The organism is Blautia sp. OF03-13 (assembly GCF_003460685.1).
Classification (GTDB): Bacteria; Bacillota; Clostridia; order Lachnospirales; family Lachnospiraceae; genus Fusicatenibacter; species Fusicatenibacter saccharivorans.
This window is the reverse complement of sequence record NZ_QTVR01000016.1, coordinates 23,471-41,635: the sequence shown is the minus strand read 5'-3', so window position 1 is coordinate 41,635 and position 18,165 is coordinate 23,471. Positions and strand designations below refer to the sequence as shown.

General features: G+C 49.9%; 12 protein-coding genes, 1 tRNA gene, 1 pseudogene and 1 riboswitch. Of the genes and pseudogenes, 5 read left to right on the top strand and 9 right to left on the bottom strand.

Annotated features, from left to right (window positions below; all coding sequences use genetic code 11):
• Positions 1-415: 415 nt before the first annotated feature.
• Together trmB and DXA55_RS12450 are read left to right on the top strand one after the other, a co-directional pair.
• Complete coding sequence (gene trmB / locus DXA55_RS12455) at positions 416-1,066, top strand: tRNA (guanosine(46)-N7)-methyltransferase TrmB (RefSeq protein WP_022461692.1); 651 nt, start codon at positions 416-418, stop codon at positions 1,064-1,066.
• A 73-nt stretch (positions 1,067-1,139) separates the two neighbouring features.
• A complete protein-coding gene (locus DXA55_RS12450) occupies positions 1,140-1,568 on the top strand; it encodes a hypothetical protein (RefSeq protein ID WP_117814356.1) in 429 nt (142 codons plus the stop codon).
• Between the two features lie 268 nt (positions 1,569-1,836).
• Here DXA55_RS12450 and DXA55_RS12445 read toward each other — a convergent pair.
• Together DXA55_RS12445 and DXA55_RS17135 are read right to left on the bottom strand one after the other, a co-directional pair.
• Positions 1,837-1,909, bottom strand: a tRNA-Lys gene (locus tag DXA55_RS12445).
• A 210-nt stretch (positions 1,910-2,119) separates the two neighbouring features.
• Positions 2,120-2,269 (bottom strand): hypothetical protein, encoded by a 150-nt coding sequence (locus tag DXA55_RS17135; protein ID WP_156327623.1) that lies wholly within the window; start codon positions 2,267-2,269, stop codon positions 2,120-2,122.
• A gap of 177 nt (positions 2,270-2,446) precedes the next feature.
• Between DXA55_RS17135 and DXA55_RS12440 the strand changes: the two genes are divergently transcribed.
• Entirely contained in the window at positions 2,447-3,814 is a 1,368-nt protein-coding gene (locus DXA55_RS12440; protein WP_082424631.1) for an MATE family efflux transporter, read from the top strand.
• A 149-nt stretch (positions 3,815-3,963) separates the two neighbouring features.
• Here DXA55_RS12440 and nrdD read toward each other — a convergent pair whose 3' ends face one another.
• Both nrdD and dapF read right to left on the bottom strand, forming a co-directional pair.
• A complete protein-coding gene (gene nrdD / locus DXA55_RS12435; RefSeq protein ID WP_022461695.1) occupies positions 3,964-6,099 on the bottom strand; it encodes an anaerobic ribonucleoside-triphosphate reductase in 2,136 nt (711 codons plus the stop codon).
• A gap of 177 nt (positions 6,100-6,276) precedes the next feature.
• Positions 6,277-7,119: a diaminopimelate epimerase gene (gene dapF, locus DXA55_RS12430; RefSeq protein ID WP_117814355.1), complete on the bottom strand. Its 843-nt coding sequence runs from the start codon at positions 7,117-7,119 to the stop codon at positions 6,277-6,279.
• A 205-nt stretch (positions 7,120-7,324) separates the two neighbouring features.
• Here dapF and DXA55_RS12425 point away from each other — a divergent pair, with 205 nt between their 5' ends.
• Both DXA55_RS12425 and trxB read left to right on the top strand, forming a co-directional pair.
• Positions 7,325-8,650: a hypothetical protein gene (locus DXA55_RS12425; protein ID WP_117814354.1), complete on the top strand. Its 1,326-nt coding sequence runs from the start codon at positions 7,325-7,327 to the stop codon at positions 8,648-8,650.
• A gap of 59 nt (positions 8,651-8,709) precedes the next feature.
• Positions 8,710-9,630 carry a thioredoxin-disulfide reductase gene (gene trxB / locus DXA55_RS12420; RefSeq protein ID WP_117814353.1) on the top strand — a complete coding sequence of 307 codons (921 nt, stop codon included), beginning with the start codon at positions 8,710-8,712 and terminating at the stop codon, positions 9,628-9,630.
• Positions 9,631-10,202: 572 nt separating this feature from the next.
• Here trxB and DXA55_RS12415 read toward each other — a convergent pair.
• The 5 genes and pseudogenes from DXA55_RS12415 to DXA55_RS12400 form a co-directional block, all read right to left on the bottom strand.
• Positions 10,203-11,300, bottom strand: coding sequence for an ABC transporter ATP-binding protein (locus DXA55_RS12415; RefSeq protein WP_055220215.1), 1,098 nt, complete (start codon positions 11,298-11,300; stop codon positions 10,203-10,205).
• 6 nt (positions 11,301-11,306) lie between these two features.
• Positions 11,307-12,322: pseudogene (locus DXA55_RS19350) on the bottom strand (FecCD family ABC transporter permease).
• 56 nt (positions 12,323-12,378) lie between these two features.
• Positions 12,379-12,981 (bottom strand): ABC transporter substrate-binding protein, encoded by a 603-nt coding sequence (locus DXA55_RS17855; protein ID WP_242998526.1) that lies wholly within the window; start codon positions 12,979-12,981, stop codon positions 12,379-12,381.
• Positions 12,978-13,742 (bottom strand): ABC transporter substrate-binding protein, encoded by a 765-nt coding sequence (locus DXA55_RS17850; protein WP_242998523.1) that lies wholly within the window; start codon positions 13,740-13,742, stop codon positions 12,978-12,980. Before DXA55_RS17850 ends, DXA55_RS17855 begins: the two co-directional genes overlap by 4 nt.
• Before the next feature lie 79 nt (positions 13,743-13,821).
• Positions 13,822-17,610, bottom strand: coding sequence for a hypothetical protein (locus DXA55_RS12400; protein WP_117814352.1), 3,789 nt, complete (start codon positions 17,608-17,610; stop codon positions 13,822-13,824).
• Between the two features lie 279 nt (positions 17,611-17,889).
• Positions 17,890-18,093: riboswitch (cobalamin riboswitch) on the bottom strand.
• Positions 18,094-18,165: the final 72 nt, after the last annotated feature.

Sequence of the window (18,165 nt, the reverse complement as noted above, 5' to 3'; positions counted from 1 at the left end):
AAATCTGGTCCACTGACCAATTTTGATATACAGGGCAAAAAGTACAGGAGAAACTCCTGCATCTTTGCTGTTAGTATTCTACACCTTTTTTTCCAAAGTTGACATATTGAAATCGTAAAAAAAAGTGGGATTTCGATCGACTTTTTGATTAAAAATAGACAATGGGTCATATTTTTTCTTCCAATATCAATAGCCAAAAGATGGTCCCTCATATGATTTCGATATGGATCCAATCCGATTGTCATATTGCTGATAAGAAATGCTATGTGCAGGTTGATATTGTATACAGTATTTTGAAAACTCTGAAAATTTGAAAACGGGATTTTTCTGTTTTGCTTTTTCGGGAGCTATGATATACTGGATATGATTGGCTTTTATTCTAATATTTATCACTTAAGAAAGGAATTTTACGCATATGCGCCTTAGAAATATCAGAGGATCAAAAGATGTGATTGCTTCCTGTCCGTTCGTTGTGCAGGAGCCGGAGAGCTGCCGGGGACGGTGGGCTGAGGTTTTTGGAAATGAAAATCCGATTCATATTGAGGTTGGAATGGGAAAAGGACGCTTCCTGATGGATATGGCGGTTCTGCATCCGGAGATCAACTACATTGGTATTGAGATGTACGACAGCGTACTGCTCCGCGCGGTACAGAAACGTGAAAAATTAGAAACAGAACTTAAAAACCTGTTTTTCATCCGCATGGACGCGCGCCAGCTTCCGGAAGTATTCGCAGAAGGCGAAGTTGACCGCATTTACCTCAACTTCTCCGATCCGTGGCCGAAGGACCGCCATGCGAAGCGGAGACTGACGTCGCATGAGTTTCTTGCACGGTACGAGAAGATTTTAAAGAAGGACGGAACACTGGAATTCAAAACCGATAATAAAGATCTGTTTGACTTCTCTCTTGAAGAGATGAAAAATGCAGAGGGATGGGAACTCACTGCATTCACATACGATCTGCACCACGATGTGGTTCTCTCAGAAGGAAATGTAATGACGGAATATGAGGAGAAGTTTTCCTCAATCGGAAACCCGATCTGTAAGATGGAGGCACGGTTTCTGTAAAAAACATTTCTGCATGTAAGGGGGATTTGAAAATGAAAAGAAAAGTTCTGGCGGCACCAGTGCGACAGTGGCCATGGTAACGAAAGATGCGGACGGCACCTGGAACGAGGATCTTTGTACAAGCGGCTATGTCGGATACGGCGGTGTAGGCGAAACTACCGAATGGAACCGCAAAACACCGCGCGGACAGTTCAGCTTTACGTATGCCTTCGGCATTCTCCCGAATCCCGGAACGGAACTTTCCTATACCCAGGTGGATGATACGTATTACTGGGTCGATGATGTAAATTCCAGATACTACAATCAGTTCGTCACGACGAAGACAACGCCGAAAGCCTGGAATTCCGCGGAGCACATCATCGAGATCAATCCAGCCTATCATTACGTTCTGTCTCTCGACTACAACCCAAGCTGCACCCCGGGTGTCGGTTCCGCCATTTCCTGCACTGCAGTGCAAACCGTCCGACCGGCGGATGCATTTCTGTCCCAGAAGACCAGATGATCACGATTCTGAAAAATGTTCAGCCGGGCTGCCAGATCATTATTGATTCGGCGAACGGGCTGAAGAACTACTAAATTTTTTGCTCTGAAAGACAAAACCGGCAGCGGAAAGATCCATGTCAGAAAGGATCCCTCTGCTGCCGGTTTTTCTCATTTGGAGATGCTATGATGATAGGAAAAGTTGATACGTAGATTTTCGGTATTCCGCCCGTAAAACAAGAAAAACACCGTCCCCGCAGCTCTCAGGTCTGCAAAAACAGTGCTTTCGATGCGCCTTCAGGGACTCGAACCCTGGACAAATAGATTAAGAGTCTACTGCTCTACCAACTGAGCTAAAGGCGCTTACTTTTGTTTTTCTGTGTTTCATTGGATGATCCACTCGCTGAACACAAATAAGATTATAAAGGATTCTGCCGAAAAAAGCAACCTTTTTTTCACTGTTTCTTTACTTTTGTTAAAAACAGCGAAAACAGGTCTTATAATTCTATTAAATTTCACAATTTTTTCGTATATTTCCGTTTGTTTCGACGACGGCTCCAATGGCAGCCGAACCTACTTCCGTTTCTTATCTTTCTTTTTCAAAAGCTTCTCCAGCTCCTGCATGGATTTCTGGATTTTATAAAGACAGCCGCTGCCGGCATATTTATTCTGATAGCAGAAATCCTGGAGTTTCTGCTGAAGGAAACCTGATTTTCTGATCAAACTTCTTCTCCGCTTTCCGGCGTACCGGACACGGGCACCGGAAAAGTTCTTTTTCTTCTATATTATACAGGGAATGTCAACATTGACCAGAAAATAGCTTGTTTTAGCCATTGTTTTTCCATTTTCTTTCCGCTATAATACAGCAAAAACTACTATTTATACTTTGGGGGAATTTTTATGAAAACACGAATGAATTTTAAGGACGAATTTTACCAGAAACTAAAACTCCTCGTCCTTCCGATTGCGATCCAGAATTTTATGCTGGCTCTCGTCAGCGCAACGGATGCGATCATGCTGGGCTGGATTGATCAGACTTCGTTGTCTGCTGTTTCACTGGCCGGACAGGTGCAGTTTGTTTTGAGCCTTTTTATCTCAGGCATCGCGGCGGGCGCCGGTATTATGGCAGCGCAGTACTGGGGGAAACAGGATGCCGCTTCGATCGAAAAAGTGATTCCGATCGCACTTCGCACCAACCTGCTGTTCTCCGGCCTGTTTACCATCCTTGCCGGTTTCTGTCCCGAAATGCTGATGCGCATCTTTACAAATGATGCGGCCCTGGTTGCAAGCGGAAGCCAGTATTTACGCGCTGTTGCACTCTCCTACGTACTCTGCGGTATCTCGCAGGTCTATCTGATCCTGCTGAAAAACACCGGTCATGCAGCAGTCAGCTCCCGCATCAGTTCCACTGCGGTTGTACTGAACATCATTTTAAATGCCATCCTCATCTACGGTCTTTGCGGTGCTCCGGCACTTGGGATCCGCGGAGCAGCTTATGCAACGGTAGCTGCCCGCGTTGTGGAACTGATCTGGGCTTATCTCGAGACAAAGAAACCGGAGCGTGTACGGATTCTCTGGAACCGCCTCTTCTCTTCCGCAGGGAAAATACTTTCAGAAGACTTCTGGCGCTACACGCTTCCCGTGCTTGCGGCCTCCCTCGTCTGGGGAATTGCCTACGTTCTGTACTCCGTTATCATGGGACATATGGGAAGCGATGCCGTTGCGGCAAACTCCATCACCTCGATTGCCAAGAGCCTCCTCTCCTGCCTGATCCGCGGTGTGAGCGGTGGTGCCGGGGTTCTGATCGGAAATCTGCTCGGCGCGAACGAGCTGGAAAAAGCCCGCGAGTATGGAGGACGTTTAAGCCATCTCTCCATTGCCATCGGCATTGTGACCGGCGGCCTGCTGATGCTCATTTCCCCAGCCATCGTTCATTTTGCCCCACTTTCCGATACCGCAGCCGAGTACCTGCAGTACATGCTTCTCTTCTGCGGTCTGAACCTGATGGCACAATCGGTCAACACCACCGTTCTCGACGGTATCTTTTGTGCCGGAGGCGATGCGAAATTTGATATGCAGGGAAACATCGGCGCTATGTGGTGCTTTTCTGTACCGCTTGGCTTTCTTGCCGCCTTCTGGCTGAAGCTTCCGGTTATGGTGGTTTACTGCATTGTAAATCTCGATGAAATTGTAAAGCTTCCTGCCGTTTATCATCATTATAAAAAGTACATCTGGGTTCGCAATATTACCCGCGATATCGAAGATTAATTCTCACATTATCTGCAGTCCCTGCCGCCGGCAGCTTCCACCGGATGCAATACCCAAAAAGCCTCTGAGGAAAGTCACATTCACACCGGACTTTTCTCAGAGGCTTTTGATTATTCCATTGATTGTTCCATTGATTATTTCATGGATGATTACATGGATTTTCTTTCCGCAATTTCTGCCATCTTCGCCTCGTTCAGACGGGTGTCGCCATGGACACGGCTGTAGGAAAGATAGCCGTTCATACGGTCAATCTTCGTCAGGTTCTTGGAACCGCAGACCGGGCAGACATCCATGTCGAGTTCCTGGTGGCCGCAGTCATCGCAGTAAGCCAGGGACAGGTTGACGCCCTCGTAGTAGCCAAGCTCCATCGCACGCTCGATCAGTGTCTTGATCGCGCCTTTGTTGTAGCCGACCGGATAGCGCACGTACTGGATTTTTCCGCCGTTGCAGAGCTCCCAGAAACGTCCCTCGAGATCCTGTTTCTGGATCGGGGTAATGTCCTCGGTTACGTGGCAGTGGAAACTGTTGCTCACATACGGGCGGTCCGAAACGTTGCGGACGATACCGTACTGTTTGCGGAACTGCTCTATCTGCAGGCCGCACAGGGATTCTGCCGGTGTGCCGTAGATCGCATAGAGGATGCCGTCCTCTTTCTTAAACTCGGCAACCTTGTCGTTGATATATTTCAGCGTGTCGAGTGCGAACTGTCCGTCCTCAACAAGAGATTTTCCGTTGTAAAGCTCCTGCAGCTCGTTCAGCGCCGTGATACCGAACGATGCGGTCATCGGCTTTAACAGCGGGCGGATCTTGTCGGACGGTTTTAAGTGGCCGCCGTAGAAACCTCCCTCGCAGTAAGCCAGCGGGTTCGTGGATGCACGCATCTCGCCGAGGTAATCGTAGGTCCGTTTGTGCAGATCGCGGATCATCTCGAGGTAGAAGTCGAGCACTTCGTGGAAATCGCGGTTCTCGGAACGGGATTTTGCCAGGATCATCGGAAGATGAAGGGAAACGGCTCCGATGTTGAAACGTCCGACAAAGACCGGTTTGTCGTTCTCATCTGCCGGCTCCATGCCTCCGCGCTCGTACCACGGGCTAAGGAAAGCACGGCATCCCATCGGGCTGATGACTCTCTTGTATTTCTTGTACATCTCGGCGATGTAGCCCTCGCCGCTCATCGACAGCCAGTCCGGATACATGGTTTTAGAGGAACAGTCAAGTCCTGCCTCAAAGACATCTTCTGCGATGCCGCCCTCTCCGTGAATTGCCTTGTCATATAAGAAGACGATTTTCGGGAAGAGCACCGGCTTTTTGTGGCCTTTCTTGCCCTGTCCGTTTTTGTGGACCTCGAGAAGGGAGATGGAAATCATCTTCTCGAACATGCTCGTTCCAAGGCCGAGGGTCACGGTAACGAACGGATAATCACCGCGGGAAGATCCAACAGTGTTCAGTTTATACTCAATTCCCTGCCATCCCTGATCGCACTCTCTTCTTACTTTGTCGATCGCATACTCGATGGCTTTCTCCTGTGCACCCTCCCAGGATGCGTCGGTATATTTCAGGAACTCTTTTACGTAGTAATCGTAGCTCTTCTGTGCGTACGGAGCAAGGATCTTGTCCACCTCCGGCACGGTAAAGCCGCCGTACTGCTGTGCAGCGGTGCTGAGGACGATATCGCCCATGACATCAAATGCGGTGTCGAGTGTCTTCGGCTCGTTGTACCAGACATTTCCCATCTCGAAACCGCCTTTTAAAACGTTTCCGACATCGAACAGACAGCAGTTCATGGTATCGAGACGTGCGGACTGGTCGTGGATGTAGATGTAACCGTCCTTACAGGCCTGCAGCTCGTTGCGGTTCATGAAGAACTTGCGGTACAGCTCTTTGTTCAGCTCGTTGAAAATCAGGCTTCGCTTCGTTGCAACGAGGGCGCTGTCGGTGTTGGCATTGCTCTTGTCGCCGATGTAGCGGATGGACTGGCTCTTCGTGTAGACCTCGTCCATCATATGGATAAAATCAGTTTTGTAATTGCGGTAATCGCGGTAGCTTTTTGCCACAGCCGGGTTTACTTTTTCGAGTGCTCCCTCCACGATATTGTGCATATCGCTGATCGGAATTTCGGTCTTTCCAAGGGAATATACGTGCTCGGTTGCGAACTTACAGATAAAGTCAATCTCCTGCTGTGAGAAGGTATACAGGATTCTCTGTGCGGATTTATTTACGGCACGGACGATCTTCTGCGCGTCGAATTCTTCTTTGGTGCCGTCCTTTTTGATAATATAAACCATTGTGGTGTCCTCCAAATCAAACACTATATCTTGTGTGTCCCCCACCCTTTTCTTGTAGCGGGCACCACATATTGTAGCATGTTTCTTTTGAAAAGAAAAGGCATTTCCTGTAAGTTTTTATTTTCAGAATATTGCATACTGCTCTTTCGTGCAGACAGAAATCTGCATTTTTCAAATTCATTCTGCAAGCGTTCCTTCAAAAACGGTCTCGGCCGGGCCGGTCAGAAGGACCTTATTTTTCGTCCGGTCCCATGTAACGAAAAGCCTGCCGCCGCGCAGTTCTACGGCAGTTTCTCCCTCCGAAACACAGCCGGAAACCATCGCCGCGACGGCTGCCGCACACGCTCCCGTTCCGCAGGACAGCGTTTCACCGCTCCCACGTTCCCAGACTCTCATTTTTATTGTGTGTTGATCTAAAATCTGGATAAACTCTGTATTGATACGGTCCGGGAAGCAGGAAAGGTGTTCAAAAGCGGAACCGGTCTTTGCAATGGATATTTTTTCCACATCTTCCACCGGAATCACCGCATGCGGATTTCCCATCGAAAGGCAGGTCATCGTATAATTTTCCCCGCACACGGTAATTTTATGCTCCAGCACATATTCCCCCAGAGAAACAACGGGGATCTGTGCGGCGCGGAATTCCGGCGTTCCCATCTCCACTGTCACCTGACAGATCTCATTCGGATTCTCCCCCGTCTGCAGATGAATCACACGGTTTCCGCTGACGGTTTCGATAGTCAGCGTCGTTTTTCTCGTCATCCCATGCTCGTACACGTATTTTCCCACACAGCGGATGCCGTTGCCGCACATCGCGCCCTTCGAGCCGTCGGCGTTGTACATTTCCATCGAAAAATCTGCTGTTTTGGATGCCCCGATCAGAATCAGCCCGTCCGCGCCGATGCCGAAATGGCGGTCACTTACCGCTTTTGCCAGCCGTCCCGGACTCTCCACCCGCTCCTCCATGGCATTTACATAGATATAATCATTTCCGCAGCCCTGCATTTTTGTAAAACGCATACACAGCCTCCTCCCAGACTTCTGCCCTTTCCAGTTCCTTACTAAATATGTATTCCGTACCGCGCTTTTGAAAAACCATTTTTCTCAAATCCGCTTCAGACATTGGAAAACGAAGCGGAATGTGATAGAATAGGGGGAACTGATATCGTTACTTACATGAAGTAACTTTCAAATATTTTTAACCATTTATTATGAGGAGGTTTGGATGAAAAAATACCGTTGGGTTTTAACAGCAGTATTTGCCGCTTTCCTCGTGGGAACGAGCGGCTGCGGAAAGAAAACAGAAACGATTCCGATCACAACCATCAGTCAGAGTACCGACGATGACGACCCCAAAGACAATCTGGCGGCCTCCGGCGATTCCGATGAGATTCCGGAATACGATGTGGATCTCTCGAAGAACCTGAACAGTTTTCAGCTTGCCATCTGGGGCGATACATACGAAATTCCGGAATCCTACGCGGATTTTACAGCGCTTGGCTGGGTCTACAGCGGCGACGACACAAAGGAAATCCAGCCGGAATCCTTCTCAGAGGGCGAAAGCTTTGAAAAGGACGGAAACCAGATTACCGTCGATATTGCCAATCCGGACACCACGGCAAAGCCAGTGGCGGAATGCCTGATCGGAGGCATTCACATCGATACCTCGACCGCTGAGGGCCAGAATATCTATGTCGGCCTGCCGAACGGCGTCACCCTGCAGCAGTCGCTGATGGAGGATGTGGAAAGCATCTACGGTGCGCCAAAGGACCGTTATGAGGCCGATACCTCTGTGCAGTTCACGTATGAGTACGGGCTGTACCAGACGATCACGCTCGGCTTCGATAACGAAACGGGAATTCTGTATTCCCTCGATATGCAGAACTTTACGACCACGGCTGATGCAGAAGCGCTCGATGGTGTCAGCGATGCCACAACACCGGAAGTGGAGGCCTACCAGGCACCGGAAGCCGACAGCAGTGAAATCAACGACTGGACCGTCCGCTTTGACGATGTACTCTATCATCTTCCCGTTCCGGTCAGTGAACTTCTGGACCACGACTGGACCGTCAATACGAAAGAGTCCGATACGGCCGTTTTAAACGGAAAATACGGCTACGTCACGCTGGAAAAGGGCGGTCAGAAACTTTACTGCACCGTACATAATTACGGCGCGGAGGCGACGACAGTGCGCAACTGTTTCGTTACTTCGCTGTACGGCGATCTCGATACGACAAAGATTCCGATTTCAATCACAAACGGCATCACGCTCGGCACTTCCGAGAGCGATTTTCTGACGAAGGCAGGGGATGCCAAATCAGAAAAAACGGAAAAAGAGGATAGTAACCTGACACTCTACACATTCTATAGTGATGACGAAAAGCTGGACTACACGGAAGTCGGCATCGACAACGATCTGAAGCTGGTACGCAGCATCAAGGTGGTTCACAACCAGCCGGAAGCGCCGGAAGAAGAAGCCAAAAAAACTTCCGCGGAAGATTCATCTTCCGTTTCCGACAGTCAGGAACCGTCCGAAACACCGGCTCCGTAACGATACTTTCAGAAAAATGGCTGCATGGCAGCTTACTACAGACGAAAACGAGGATTTTTATGGAAAACTTATACGACGTTATCATCATCGGCTCCGGCCCGGCGGGTCTTTCTGCCGCGATTTATGCGAAACGCGCAAAGCTCTCCTCTCTTACGATTGAGGCAAACTTTGCAAGCGGCGGCCAGGTGCTGAATACCTATGAAGTAGACAACTATCCCGGCCTTCCGGGCATCAGCGGCATGGATCTCGGAAGCACGCTGCGCGCACACGCTGAAAAAATGGACGCGGAATTTTCCCGCGAGCGTGTGAAGGAGCTTGTTCTTGACGAAGAGATCAAGATTGTCCGCACAAGAAAAAATGAGTATCATGCCAGAACGGTCATTCTTGCAACCGGTGCGGAGCACCGCGCGTTAAATGTACCTGGTGAAAAGGAACTCTCCGGCATGGGCGTCTCTTACTGTGCAACGTGTGACGGCGCATTTTTCAAAGACAAAACCGTTGCCGTTATCGGCGGCGGCGATGTCGCCGTGGAGGATGCGATTTTCCTTGCCAGAACGTGCAAAAAGGTTTACGTGATCCACCGCCGCGATGAACTGCGGGCAGCCGGTGTTCTCCAGGATGCACTGCTGGCACTGCCGAATGTGGAAATGGTGTGGGATACGGTTGTGGATTCCATCGAGGGAAACGAGATGGTGTCCGGCGTGAAGGTAACGAACAAAAAGGCAGGGGAAGCCGGTATGATCACGGTAGACGGCGTGTTTATTGCCGTCGGCATCGTTCCGGTCTCCGCACTGATCGCAGGCACCGTAGAAACCGATGAGGCTGGCTACATCAAAGCCGGCGAAGACGGTGTGACGAGCGTGCCGGGCGTGTTCGCCGCAGGCGATGTCCGCACGAAGCAGCTCCGTCAGATCATCACGGCAGCCGCCGACGGCGCGAACTGTGTGACTTCGGTAGAGAAATATCTGATCAGCCACTGATGGCTTCTTTCGAATAGAATACAGCAAAAGCAGGCATTCTTCGTATTGTACGGAGAACTGCCTGCTTTTTTCTGTTTTTCCGTAGTTTCTGAAATCTGAAAAACCTTTCATGTCAGTCGTATAAAACTTTAAAACCTCTTTTGTCGAAATTGCACAAAGAAACCGGGGTTTTTCCACACGGGCCAATTTTATAAACATACCGTCCACAAGTTATCCACATAGTTAACCACCGAAAACATGCCTAAAAACAAGTTATACACCGAGTTATCCACATTATCCACGAAAAACGGTGTGGAAAGCATGTGTTTAAATCTCGCGAAATCAGAACGCGTGTTTTGGTCATAACAGAGAAAACCGTTATTTCGCCAAAAGATTTTACAAAGCACTTGACTTTTTAAGTGTCAATCTCTGTTGGTTTTTGACTTGAATTGTGTGAATTTTTCGTACAATTTAATATTACATTTTTCGTGTTCTTTTGCTGTTTTTACAATGGCTGCAAAAAGAAAATCTCCTGTTCGGAAAACGATTGTTTCGTTCCCAGACAGGAGATTTTGATTGGATTTTTCTTTGTTTTACTCTGCCAGCTTTCCAAGCCGCTTTGCTTCTGCCCTCAGCTCTTCGATCCGGCGGTTGCACATGCCCACCGGGACGCCGGTGTCGATGACACGTTCACAGCTCTTCATCAGCTCGCAGGCGCGGGCAAATGCCTCGTCGCTGATCTCCTGGAACGGTGCTTCGGTTACCGTCTCCATCGCCAGAATGCGGGCGAGCTGGTAATCGATATCGTTCGTATACAGGACGCCTGCCGCAAACGGGACATTTTCCTTCTGCAGTTTCCGGAACACCGGGATTCCCGTTCCGCCGCCTGCGAGGACAAAGACGCGCGGTGTTCCCTCCGGCCGCGGCAGCTCGATGCTTCCGAAGCACGGGTCAAACGAACCATTGTCAATCTCGTACAGTTCGCGGATGATATCCTCGCGGAAAATTGTCTCCGGTGCGCCGAAATGGGAAATAGCATCGCCCTTGACGCAGATGATCTTATCTGAAATTTTCTGTGCCAGATCGATCTCATGCAGCGACATGATGACGGTGATGCCCTTCTCCTTTGCCATGCGGCGCAGAATCGCGAGCAGTTCCAGCTTGTGGCGGATATCGAGGAAAGAAGTCGGCTCGTCGAGGATGATGACCTCCGGCTCCTGACAGATCGCACGCGCAAGAAGCACTCTCTGGCGCTGGCCGTCGCTGATGGCGTTGAAATCGCGGCCGCCGAGCTCTTCGGCATGAACGGCGCGCATCGCCTTCTCGACCTTCTCCTCATCCTCGCGGGTCAGCATGCCGAGCCGTCCGGTGTACGGATAGCGGCCCGTTGCCACGATATCGTGGCAGGTCATCAGCTCCGGCTTCATGCGCTCCGTCAGCACAACGGCCATCTTCGTGGACAACTCACGGAACGAAAGCTCATGCAGGTTTTTCCCGTCAAACTCCACATTTCCGCCGACCAGCTTTAACTGGCGGGTGATGCTTTTCAGAATCGTTGATTTACCGGAACCGTTCGGTCCGATCAGCGTAACGATCTCGCCTTTTTCGATGCCGATGCAGATATCTTTGATCAGCGGCTTCTTATCATAGCCGACCGTCAGGTGGTCCAGATGAAAATAATATTCATTCATATTCTCTTACCCCCTTTTCCGGCGCAGCATCATGAAAATGACGACCGGCGCACCAAAGATCGATGTGACCGTACTGATGGACAGCTCCAGCGGTGCAAACGCCATACGCGCGATCAGGTCGCACATCATACAGAAGACGGCTCCGCCGAGGAACGTTCCCGGGATTACGACGAGCGGACGCGATGTGCCGAGGCTCTGTTTGACGAGGAACGGGACGGCAATGCCGACAAACGAAATCGGACCGGCAAATGCGGTGACGCATGCGGAGAGAATACTCGAAAGCAGAATCAGCGCGATGCGGAATACTTTGATGTTGACACCCATGCTCTGCGCATACGCCTCACCGAGCTGATATGCACCGATCGGTTTTGCCATCAGGAACGTGATGACAAAGGTGATGCCGATCACAGCCGCAGAGATCGCTACGTTGCTCCAGCTCATGCCGGAGAAGCTTCCCTGTGACCAGCCGTGGAGGTTGACGATATCGGAATCCTCCGCGAAGGTGACAACAAAATCCGTGACCGCCGAGCAGATGTAACCGATCATAATACCGCCGACGAGAAGTCCTGCCATATTTTGATCCGTCGGGACATCAGCAGAATGAAGCCGACGGAGAGAAGGGATCCTAAGAATGCTGCAACAATCATCGTGTAAGATGTGATATTGCGCGCCCACTCCAGATAAAAGATCATGGTCAGCGCCACGACCATTTTGGCTCCCGAGGAAATTCCAAGAACAAACGGACCGGCAATCGGGTTTTCAAAGAAAGTCTGTAAAAGGAAGCCCGACAGGGACAGAGCACCGCCCAGGATTGCCGCCATCAGAATACGCGGAAGGCGGATTTTCCAGATAATATTGTACTCTTTCCCCTCTCCGGTCCGCCGCAGCAGAATCCGGAAAATTTCCGGAATCGAAATATTTACGTTTCCGGAATTAATATTCAGCACGGTGATGGCAGCGAACGCCAGAATCAGCACCAGAAACACAGCGGCATACCGCGAACGGCGCCGGAAGTTTTCCATATGGAAACTGTTCTCTTTTCCTGTCATATTTTTTTTCTCTGACATACGTTCCTCCATCAGGATAATTTTCTTAAGAATACCATCTGATCCGGATCGCCGCCCGTTACCAGAAGGTTAATGTCGTTGGTAAACTGTGCAATTTTATCGGTTGCCTGATACATCGATTTCTCGGTTGTCCAGACATTGCCCTCTTTGACTGCTTTGTAATCGGCAAACATAGAATCCTTTGCCAGCAGGTCGTCCAGGGTTTTGACGGTGGAATCGATGCTTGCGTTGTAGATCAGGTAGTCCGCATCTTCGGCCGTATCGTAGAACTGCTCCATCGTGATCGGCACGGATGTTTTTCCGCTGTCGTCCTGGAGATCACGGAAGGCGTTGCGCGCACCGCCAAGCTCGATCATGTTGGAAATATAGTCCTCCGGGTTCCGCACAACGGCAGCTCCGCTCGTATTAATATAGAAGAAAGCGACCGTTTTTTCGGTATTCTGGAAATCCTTCAGATTTTCCACAACACTTGCCTGACTTGCAAAGAAGTCGGCTGCCTCCTCCTCTTTGTCCAGCATGGCACCGTAGAGTTTGATCCATTCGGTTCTGCCAAGAGGCTGGGATTCGTAGCTGGAACGGTCGATGAAGACCGGAATATCGAGCATCTCGATCATCTCCTGTACCTCGGGGAATGGAGGATCATCGTGGATTCAATGGCCAGATCACAGTTCTCACTGACCAGAAGTTCGTAATCCGGCTCACTGTATTTTCCGGCGAAGATCATCGTTCCGGCATTCATCGCGTCAACGGCATCCTGTACGTACCAGTTGTCTGCGGTTTCACCGGAGAGACGAATCGTATCGAGGGAGTCGATGGCATCGAACAGCGCCATCGGAGAGGTTGCTGCCATGTAGATGCGTTCCAGCGGCTGATGGATTACAATTACGTCGGAATCGAGGTCATCCGGCGCCTCTTTTCCGTCCGGGACGAGCAGATACTGCGCGCCGTCTTTGACATCGATCAGTTTATAGCCGTCTGTGCAGTAGTATACGTTAAAGCACTCGGCGTAATTCAGGACCATCTTGCTCTCGATGGTGATTCCGGTGATGTCCGGTGCGTCGCTGACATCGTCTGTCGTTGCGAAACCATCCGCGGATGCGGTATCACTCCCGGAGGTGCTGCTCGCAGCAGTGGCTTCGGAGGTGCTTTCACTTTCAGCCGTACTTTCCGAGACGGATGTGCTCTCCGTCTGGCTTTCGGAAACATCTGCTGCGGATGCTGTGGATGTGCTGCTCTGAGAAACTGCCGAAGTGCCCGACGCGGACGATGTGCTGCTTCCCGTTGATGCGGTGCTGCCGCAGGCCGTCAGTGACATCGCTGCTGCAAGAAAAAGTGCAGCCCATTTTTTCAGCTTTCTTTCGTTTTTTCCTGTCATTTGATATTCCTTTCTTAAAGAAAAAGCCGCTGCCATACGGCAGCAGCCCTTTCTCATTTTTTGCTGCAAATTATTGTACTTATTTATTCTCTTCTGCCTTTACCATCTGCTGGAACAGCTCGTTTGCCTGATCCTCGCATCCGAAGATCACGCCGTAGACTTTCAGCCACTCTGCTTTCGCAAGATCGGTCTTCTCGTCTGCGGAACGGTCAACCAGCATCGGAATGGTCAGGGTTGCCAGACGCTCTGCGGTGTCGGACAGACGCTCATTTTCCTCTTTCAGAAGTTCTTCCGGAGTCTTGTCTTCGTCTGCTTTCTCATCCGTTGTCTTATCGTCTTTATCGTCCTTCTGATCCTCAGCTTTGGTATCTGCGGTCTCGTCGGCTGCATCAGCATCTTCCTCATCTTTTGCATTTCCCGGAAGGAACTCAGACGGAAGAATTGCAAAATCGATTTCGTCTTTTACCAGAGCTTTGTAGTCCAGATCATCGAATGCTCCGTCGAAGGAGATTTTTTTGTCTTCCATTGCTTTTGCAATGTTTTCGATCTGGCAGTCTTTCTGCTCCATGCCGACTGCTTTGATGCTCTCTGCTGCGTCTAACTGCTCATCGAGAAGTTTCAGGGCATCCTCAGATGCTACGTATGTTTTCTCAACCGGAAGCTGGATCACGATCATATCTTTGTCCAGTCCTGCCGGAATCTCAACATCTTTCGGAACGATCAGATATTTGACAACATTGCCTTCGTACAGCTCTTTTGTCTTTTCGGTCAGATCTTTCGCTTTCTCAGTGCTGGTCTTTTTGGAATCGGATGCTGCTGCCGCTTCTTCCTCGTCGGTTGCTGCTGCGGTATCCTCCGCTGCTGCGGTATCGGTATCTTCTGCTTTCTTGTCGTCCTCGTTCTGTTTCTCCGGATCACGCTCGGTATCTTTTGTCATATCGATCTCCAGCAGGGTGATGCCTTCGTCGTAATGATACATCTTGAAGTACTCTGCGTAAGCAAGTTTTGTCTCTGCTTTGTATTCCAGTCCCATGATCTCTGGAGCGGTGGTATCCAGCTTGGAGTTATCGGTGCTGATCGTGGAGATTGTTCCGTCTGCTTTTACAAATCCTGTGCTGGAAGAAGTGCTGCCGCCCTTCTTTGCTGCTGCCAAGGAGATGAAGATGTTGTAGGAAATCTCATGGGCAACGGACATTCTGGTGGTCATACCGATGATGGTATTGTTCTTATTCAGCTCAACCGGAATGGTGAAGATGCTGCTTCCGCCGCTGACATTTGCCATGTATTTATTTCCGTTTGCTTTTACATATCCGTAGTACGGACTGCTGAATGCGATCGTTGCATAAGCCTGTCCGTTCGTTACAGTAATCTTGCTGCAGGAGATGGTTACCTTTCCGGATCCGCCGGAGAAGGAGAATCCGTCTGGTGTGTAAACGCCGTCTGCCAGTGTGGTTGCACTGTCTACTTTGGATGTGCCGCCGCTTAAGTCAGACTCATATTTGGATTCCTGCTCCGGTTTGGTATCTGCCGGTTTCTGGGTCGGTGCCGGAGTCGGGGTGCTGGTGGGTTTTACAACCGGTGTCTCAGATGGAGATACGGTTGGGATATTGGTCGGAACGAGGGTTGGTTTCGGAGTATCGCCCTTGTTGTCATCCGACGGAAGGTCTCCGGTCTTTTTCAGGCTGGAAGATGCAATCGTGATGGCTCTGTCGTACCATTTGCCGCTCTTTACTGCATGAGCTGCTACAGCAAATTCCTGATCAAGTGCCTCTACCGGGATTTCAAACTGCATTCCGGTTTTGGTTTCACCGTCTAAGGTGTAGTCCACTTTTCCGGTGGAAGCGATCCATGCGCCGCTCTCTGCTGCCGCATCTTTTCCGGTTCCCATATACAGATAATCATAGCCGCTTCCGCTTAAGGTGATAACTGCTGTCATTTTTCCGTTTTTCGCGGTCAGTTTTACGCCGACTACCTTGAACATTGCTGCATTAGTTGTTGCCTCTGCACTGTAAATACCATCTGCTACTTTATTGGTCTCATCTGCCGGAAGATCTGCGGTCTTTTTCAGACTGGAAGATGCAATAGTAATGGTTCTTGCATACCATTTATCCCGTTTTGCAGAATGGGAAGAAACAACAAGTGCCTGATCGAGTGCTGCTACCGGAATATCATACTGCATTCCTGTTTTCGTCTCGCCGTCTGCTGTTGTGTAATCAACGGTGCCGACGCCTGCAATCCATGCACTCTTGTCTGTGGCAGCTGCCTCTTCCGGTGTTCCCATGTACAGATAATCGTAGGCAACACCACTTAACGTGATGCGTGCTTTCATGTCGCCGTCTTTTACGGTCAGCTCTACGCCGACTACTTTGAACATAGCTGCGCCGGTCTCCGCGGTTCCGCTGTAGATACCGTTTTCTACTTTCGCCGGTTCCGGAGTTGGAGTTGCGGTTGGAACCGGAGTCTCACTCGGAGTCGGGGTTGCAGTCGGGACCGGAGTCTCGGTCGGCTCCGGTATCGGAGTTACTTCCGGTGTTTTGCTTCCCGGAACTGCAAGATAAAGCTGCTGTTTGGTGTACCAGGTTCCGTCTTTCTTTCCAAGAACGATCGGAACGGTTGTGCCGGCTTTGTCCGCATCTACTTCAAATGTAAAGGAATAACCGCCGTTTGCTTCCTGCATTCCCTGGATAGCCGGTGTTTTTGCAAGGTCATCGTTCTTTCCAAGATACAGTTTATCAAATGATACGTTGTTTGTTTTCAGTGTAAGAACGAGTTTATCGCCCTTGTTGATCATTGTTGCCTCGGAGATGACGAACATTTTGAATACGCTGCCGTCCTCTTTGGTAACCGGTGCTTCTACACTGGCTGGCTTATTCGAGGAATCCTCACCTGGATTTTCGCTTGGAGTCTCGGTTGGTTCCGGTGTTACCGTCGGGATTGCATCGGTGCTGTGGATCGTAACGGTTTTATCAGCCCATGTTTTTTTCTTGGCTGAGCGAACGGCAACATCCATCTGTTTGTCAAGCTCTTCCACCGGAATTTCAAAACGATATCCGGTCTTTTCTGCACCAGTCTTCGTATCCGTATAGGTTTCGCTTCCTGTCGGAGCAATCCAGCTCTTTTCATCTGCTGCGGCAGCTTCTGCTGCTGTTCCCATATACAGGTAATCATAGCCGGTTCCACTCAGCAGAATGGATGCTTTCAGTTTTCCATCTTTTACGATGAGTCTGGAAGAAATCACACGGAACATGCTTCCGGTTGCTTCTGCAGAAGTCTCATACTCACCATCTGCCGGTTTTGCTGCTTCCGCTGCTTTTGTTTCTTTCTCCTCGGCTGTATTGGATGCCTCATTTTTGGTTGTTTCTTTTACTTCCGTTTTCGGCTGTTCTGCCGCCGGACTGGTATTCTCTTTTACAGCATCTTTGGTTTCTTCTTTTGCCGGTGTTTCTTTTTCAGCATCTTGGGAAGTCTCATCTGCTGCTTCCGGCTCTTTTTCTGTGGTATCGGCAGTCTCTTCACCGTCTTTTGCAGTGTCCTCTGCAGTATCTTCCGAAGCATCCTCATCTGCGGATGGTGTCTCGGTCTCGTCAGATCCTGCCGGTGTCTGATCCTCTGCAGGCGCGGCCGGTGTTTCCGTCGGCTCTTCTGCCGGAGTCTCTGCAGTGCTTTCACTGCTCTCGGTTTCTGCCGGTGTTGTTTCCGGTTCTGCCGTCTCTGCTGTTTCTTCGCTCTGCGGCGCTTCCTCTGCGGCTGCGCTGCTTTCTGTCTGTGCTGCTTTTTCCTGCGTATCTGCTAATACGCTGGCAGTCGGGCTCATGATCATGGACGCCGACAGCAACAGTGCCAGAAATTTGCTTGAATTTCCTTTCATAACTTCTCCTTTTCTTCGGATCTCCTTCGCGCATCTGCTCCGGATTCCGTCTGACTTTTTCAGGCAACTGGGCGGTGCCTGTCCCCGTCAATGATGTCTCCCTGCAAGTAATCTTGTTTTTGAGGACACATTTTTTCTGCGAAAAGACAAACAGACATCTGCTTTTTCTGCAAAAGAGTTTCTCCACCGGAGCTCTTTTTCGGACGCATGGCGACAAAAAAGCAGATGTCCGATTTTACTTCGTACATCTTTCCATGAATATATGCTTTCATCGGAAGCGATTCACTAACCTTTCCAGCAGGTTTCCTGACTCGCAGATCTTCACGGCAGCCGCGCCTTCTCATGCGTTTCGCACAATGGCATTTCTGCAGCTAACACTCCCTGCTTACAGTGACCGGATCGCTCAGGATTTCCACCTGATTCTCTTTTACCTTCGCGGATTCTTTTTCAAATCCGTTCTGCACTGAAAAGTCCCTTATTTCATTCGTTACTGATTATAGCAAAGCCGTTTTGGAAAGTCAAATGAAAGGCCACGGAAAAAGCGCATAAAATCAG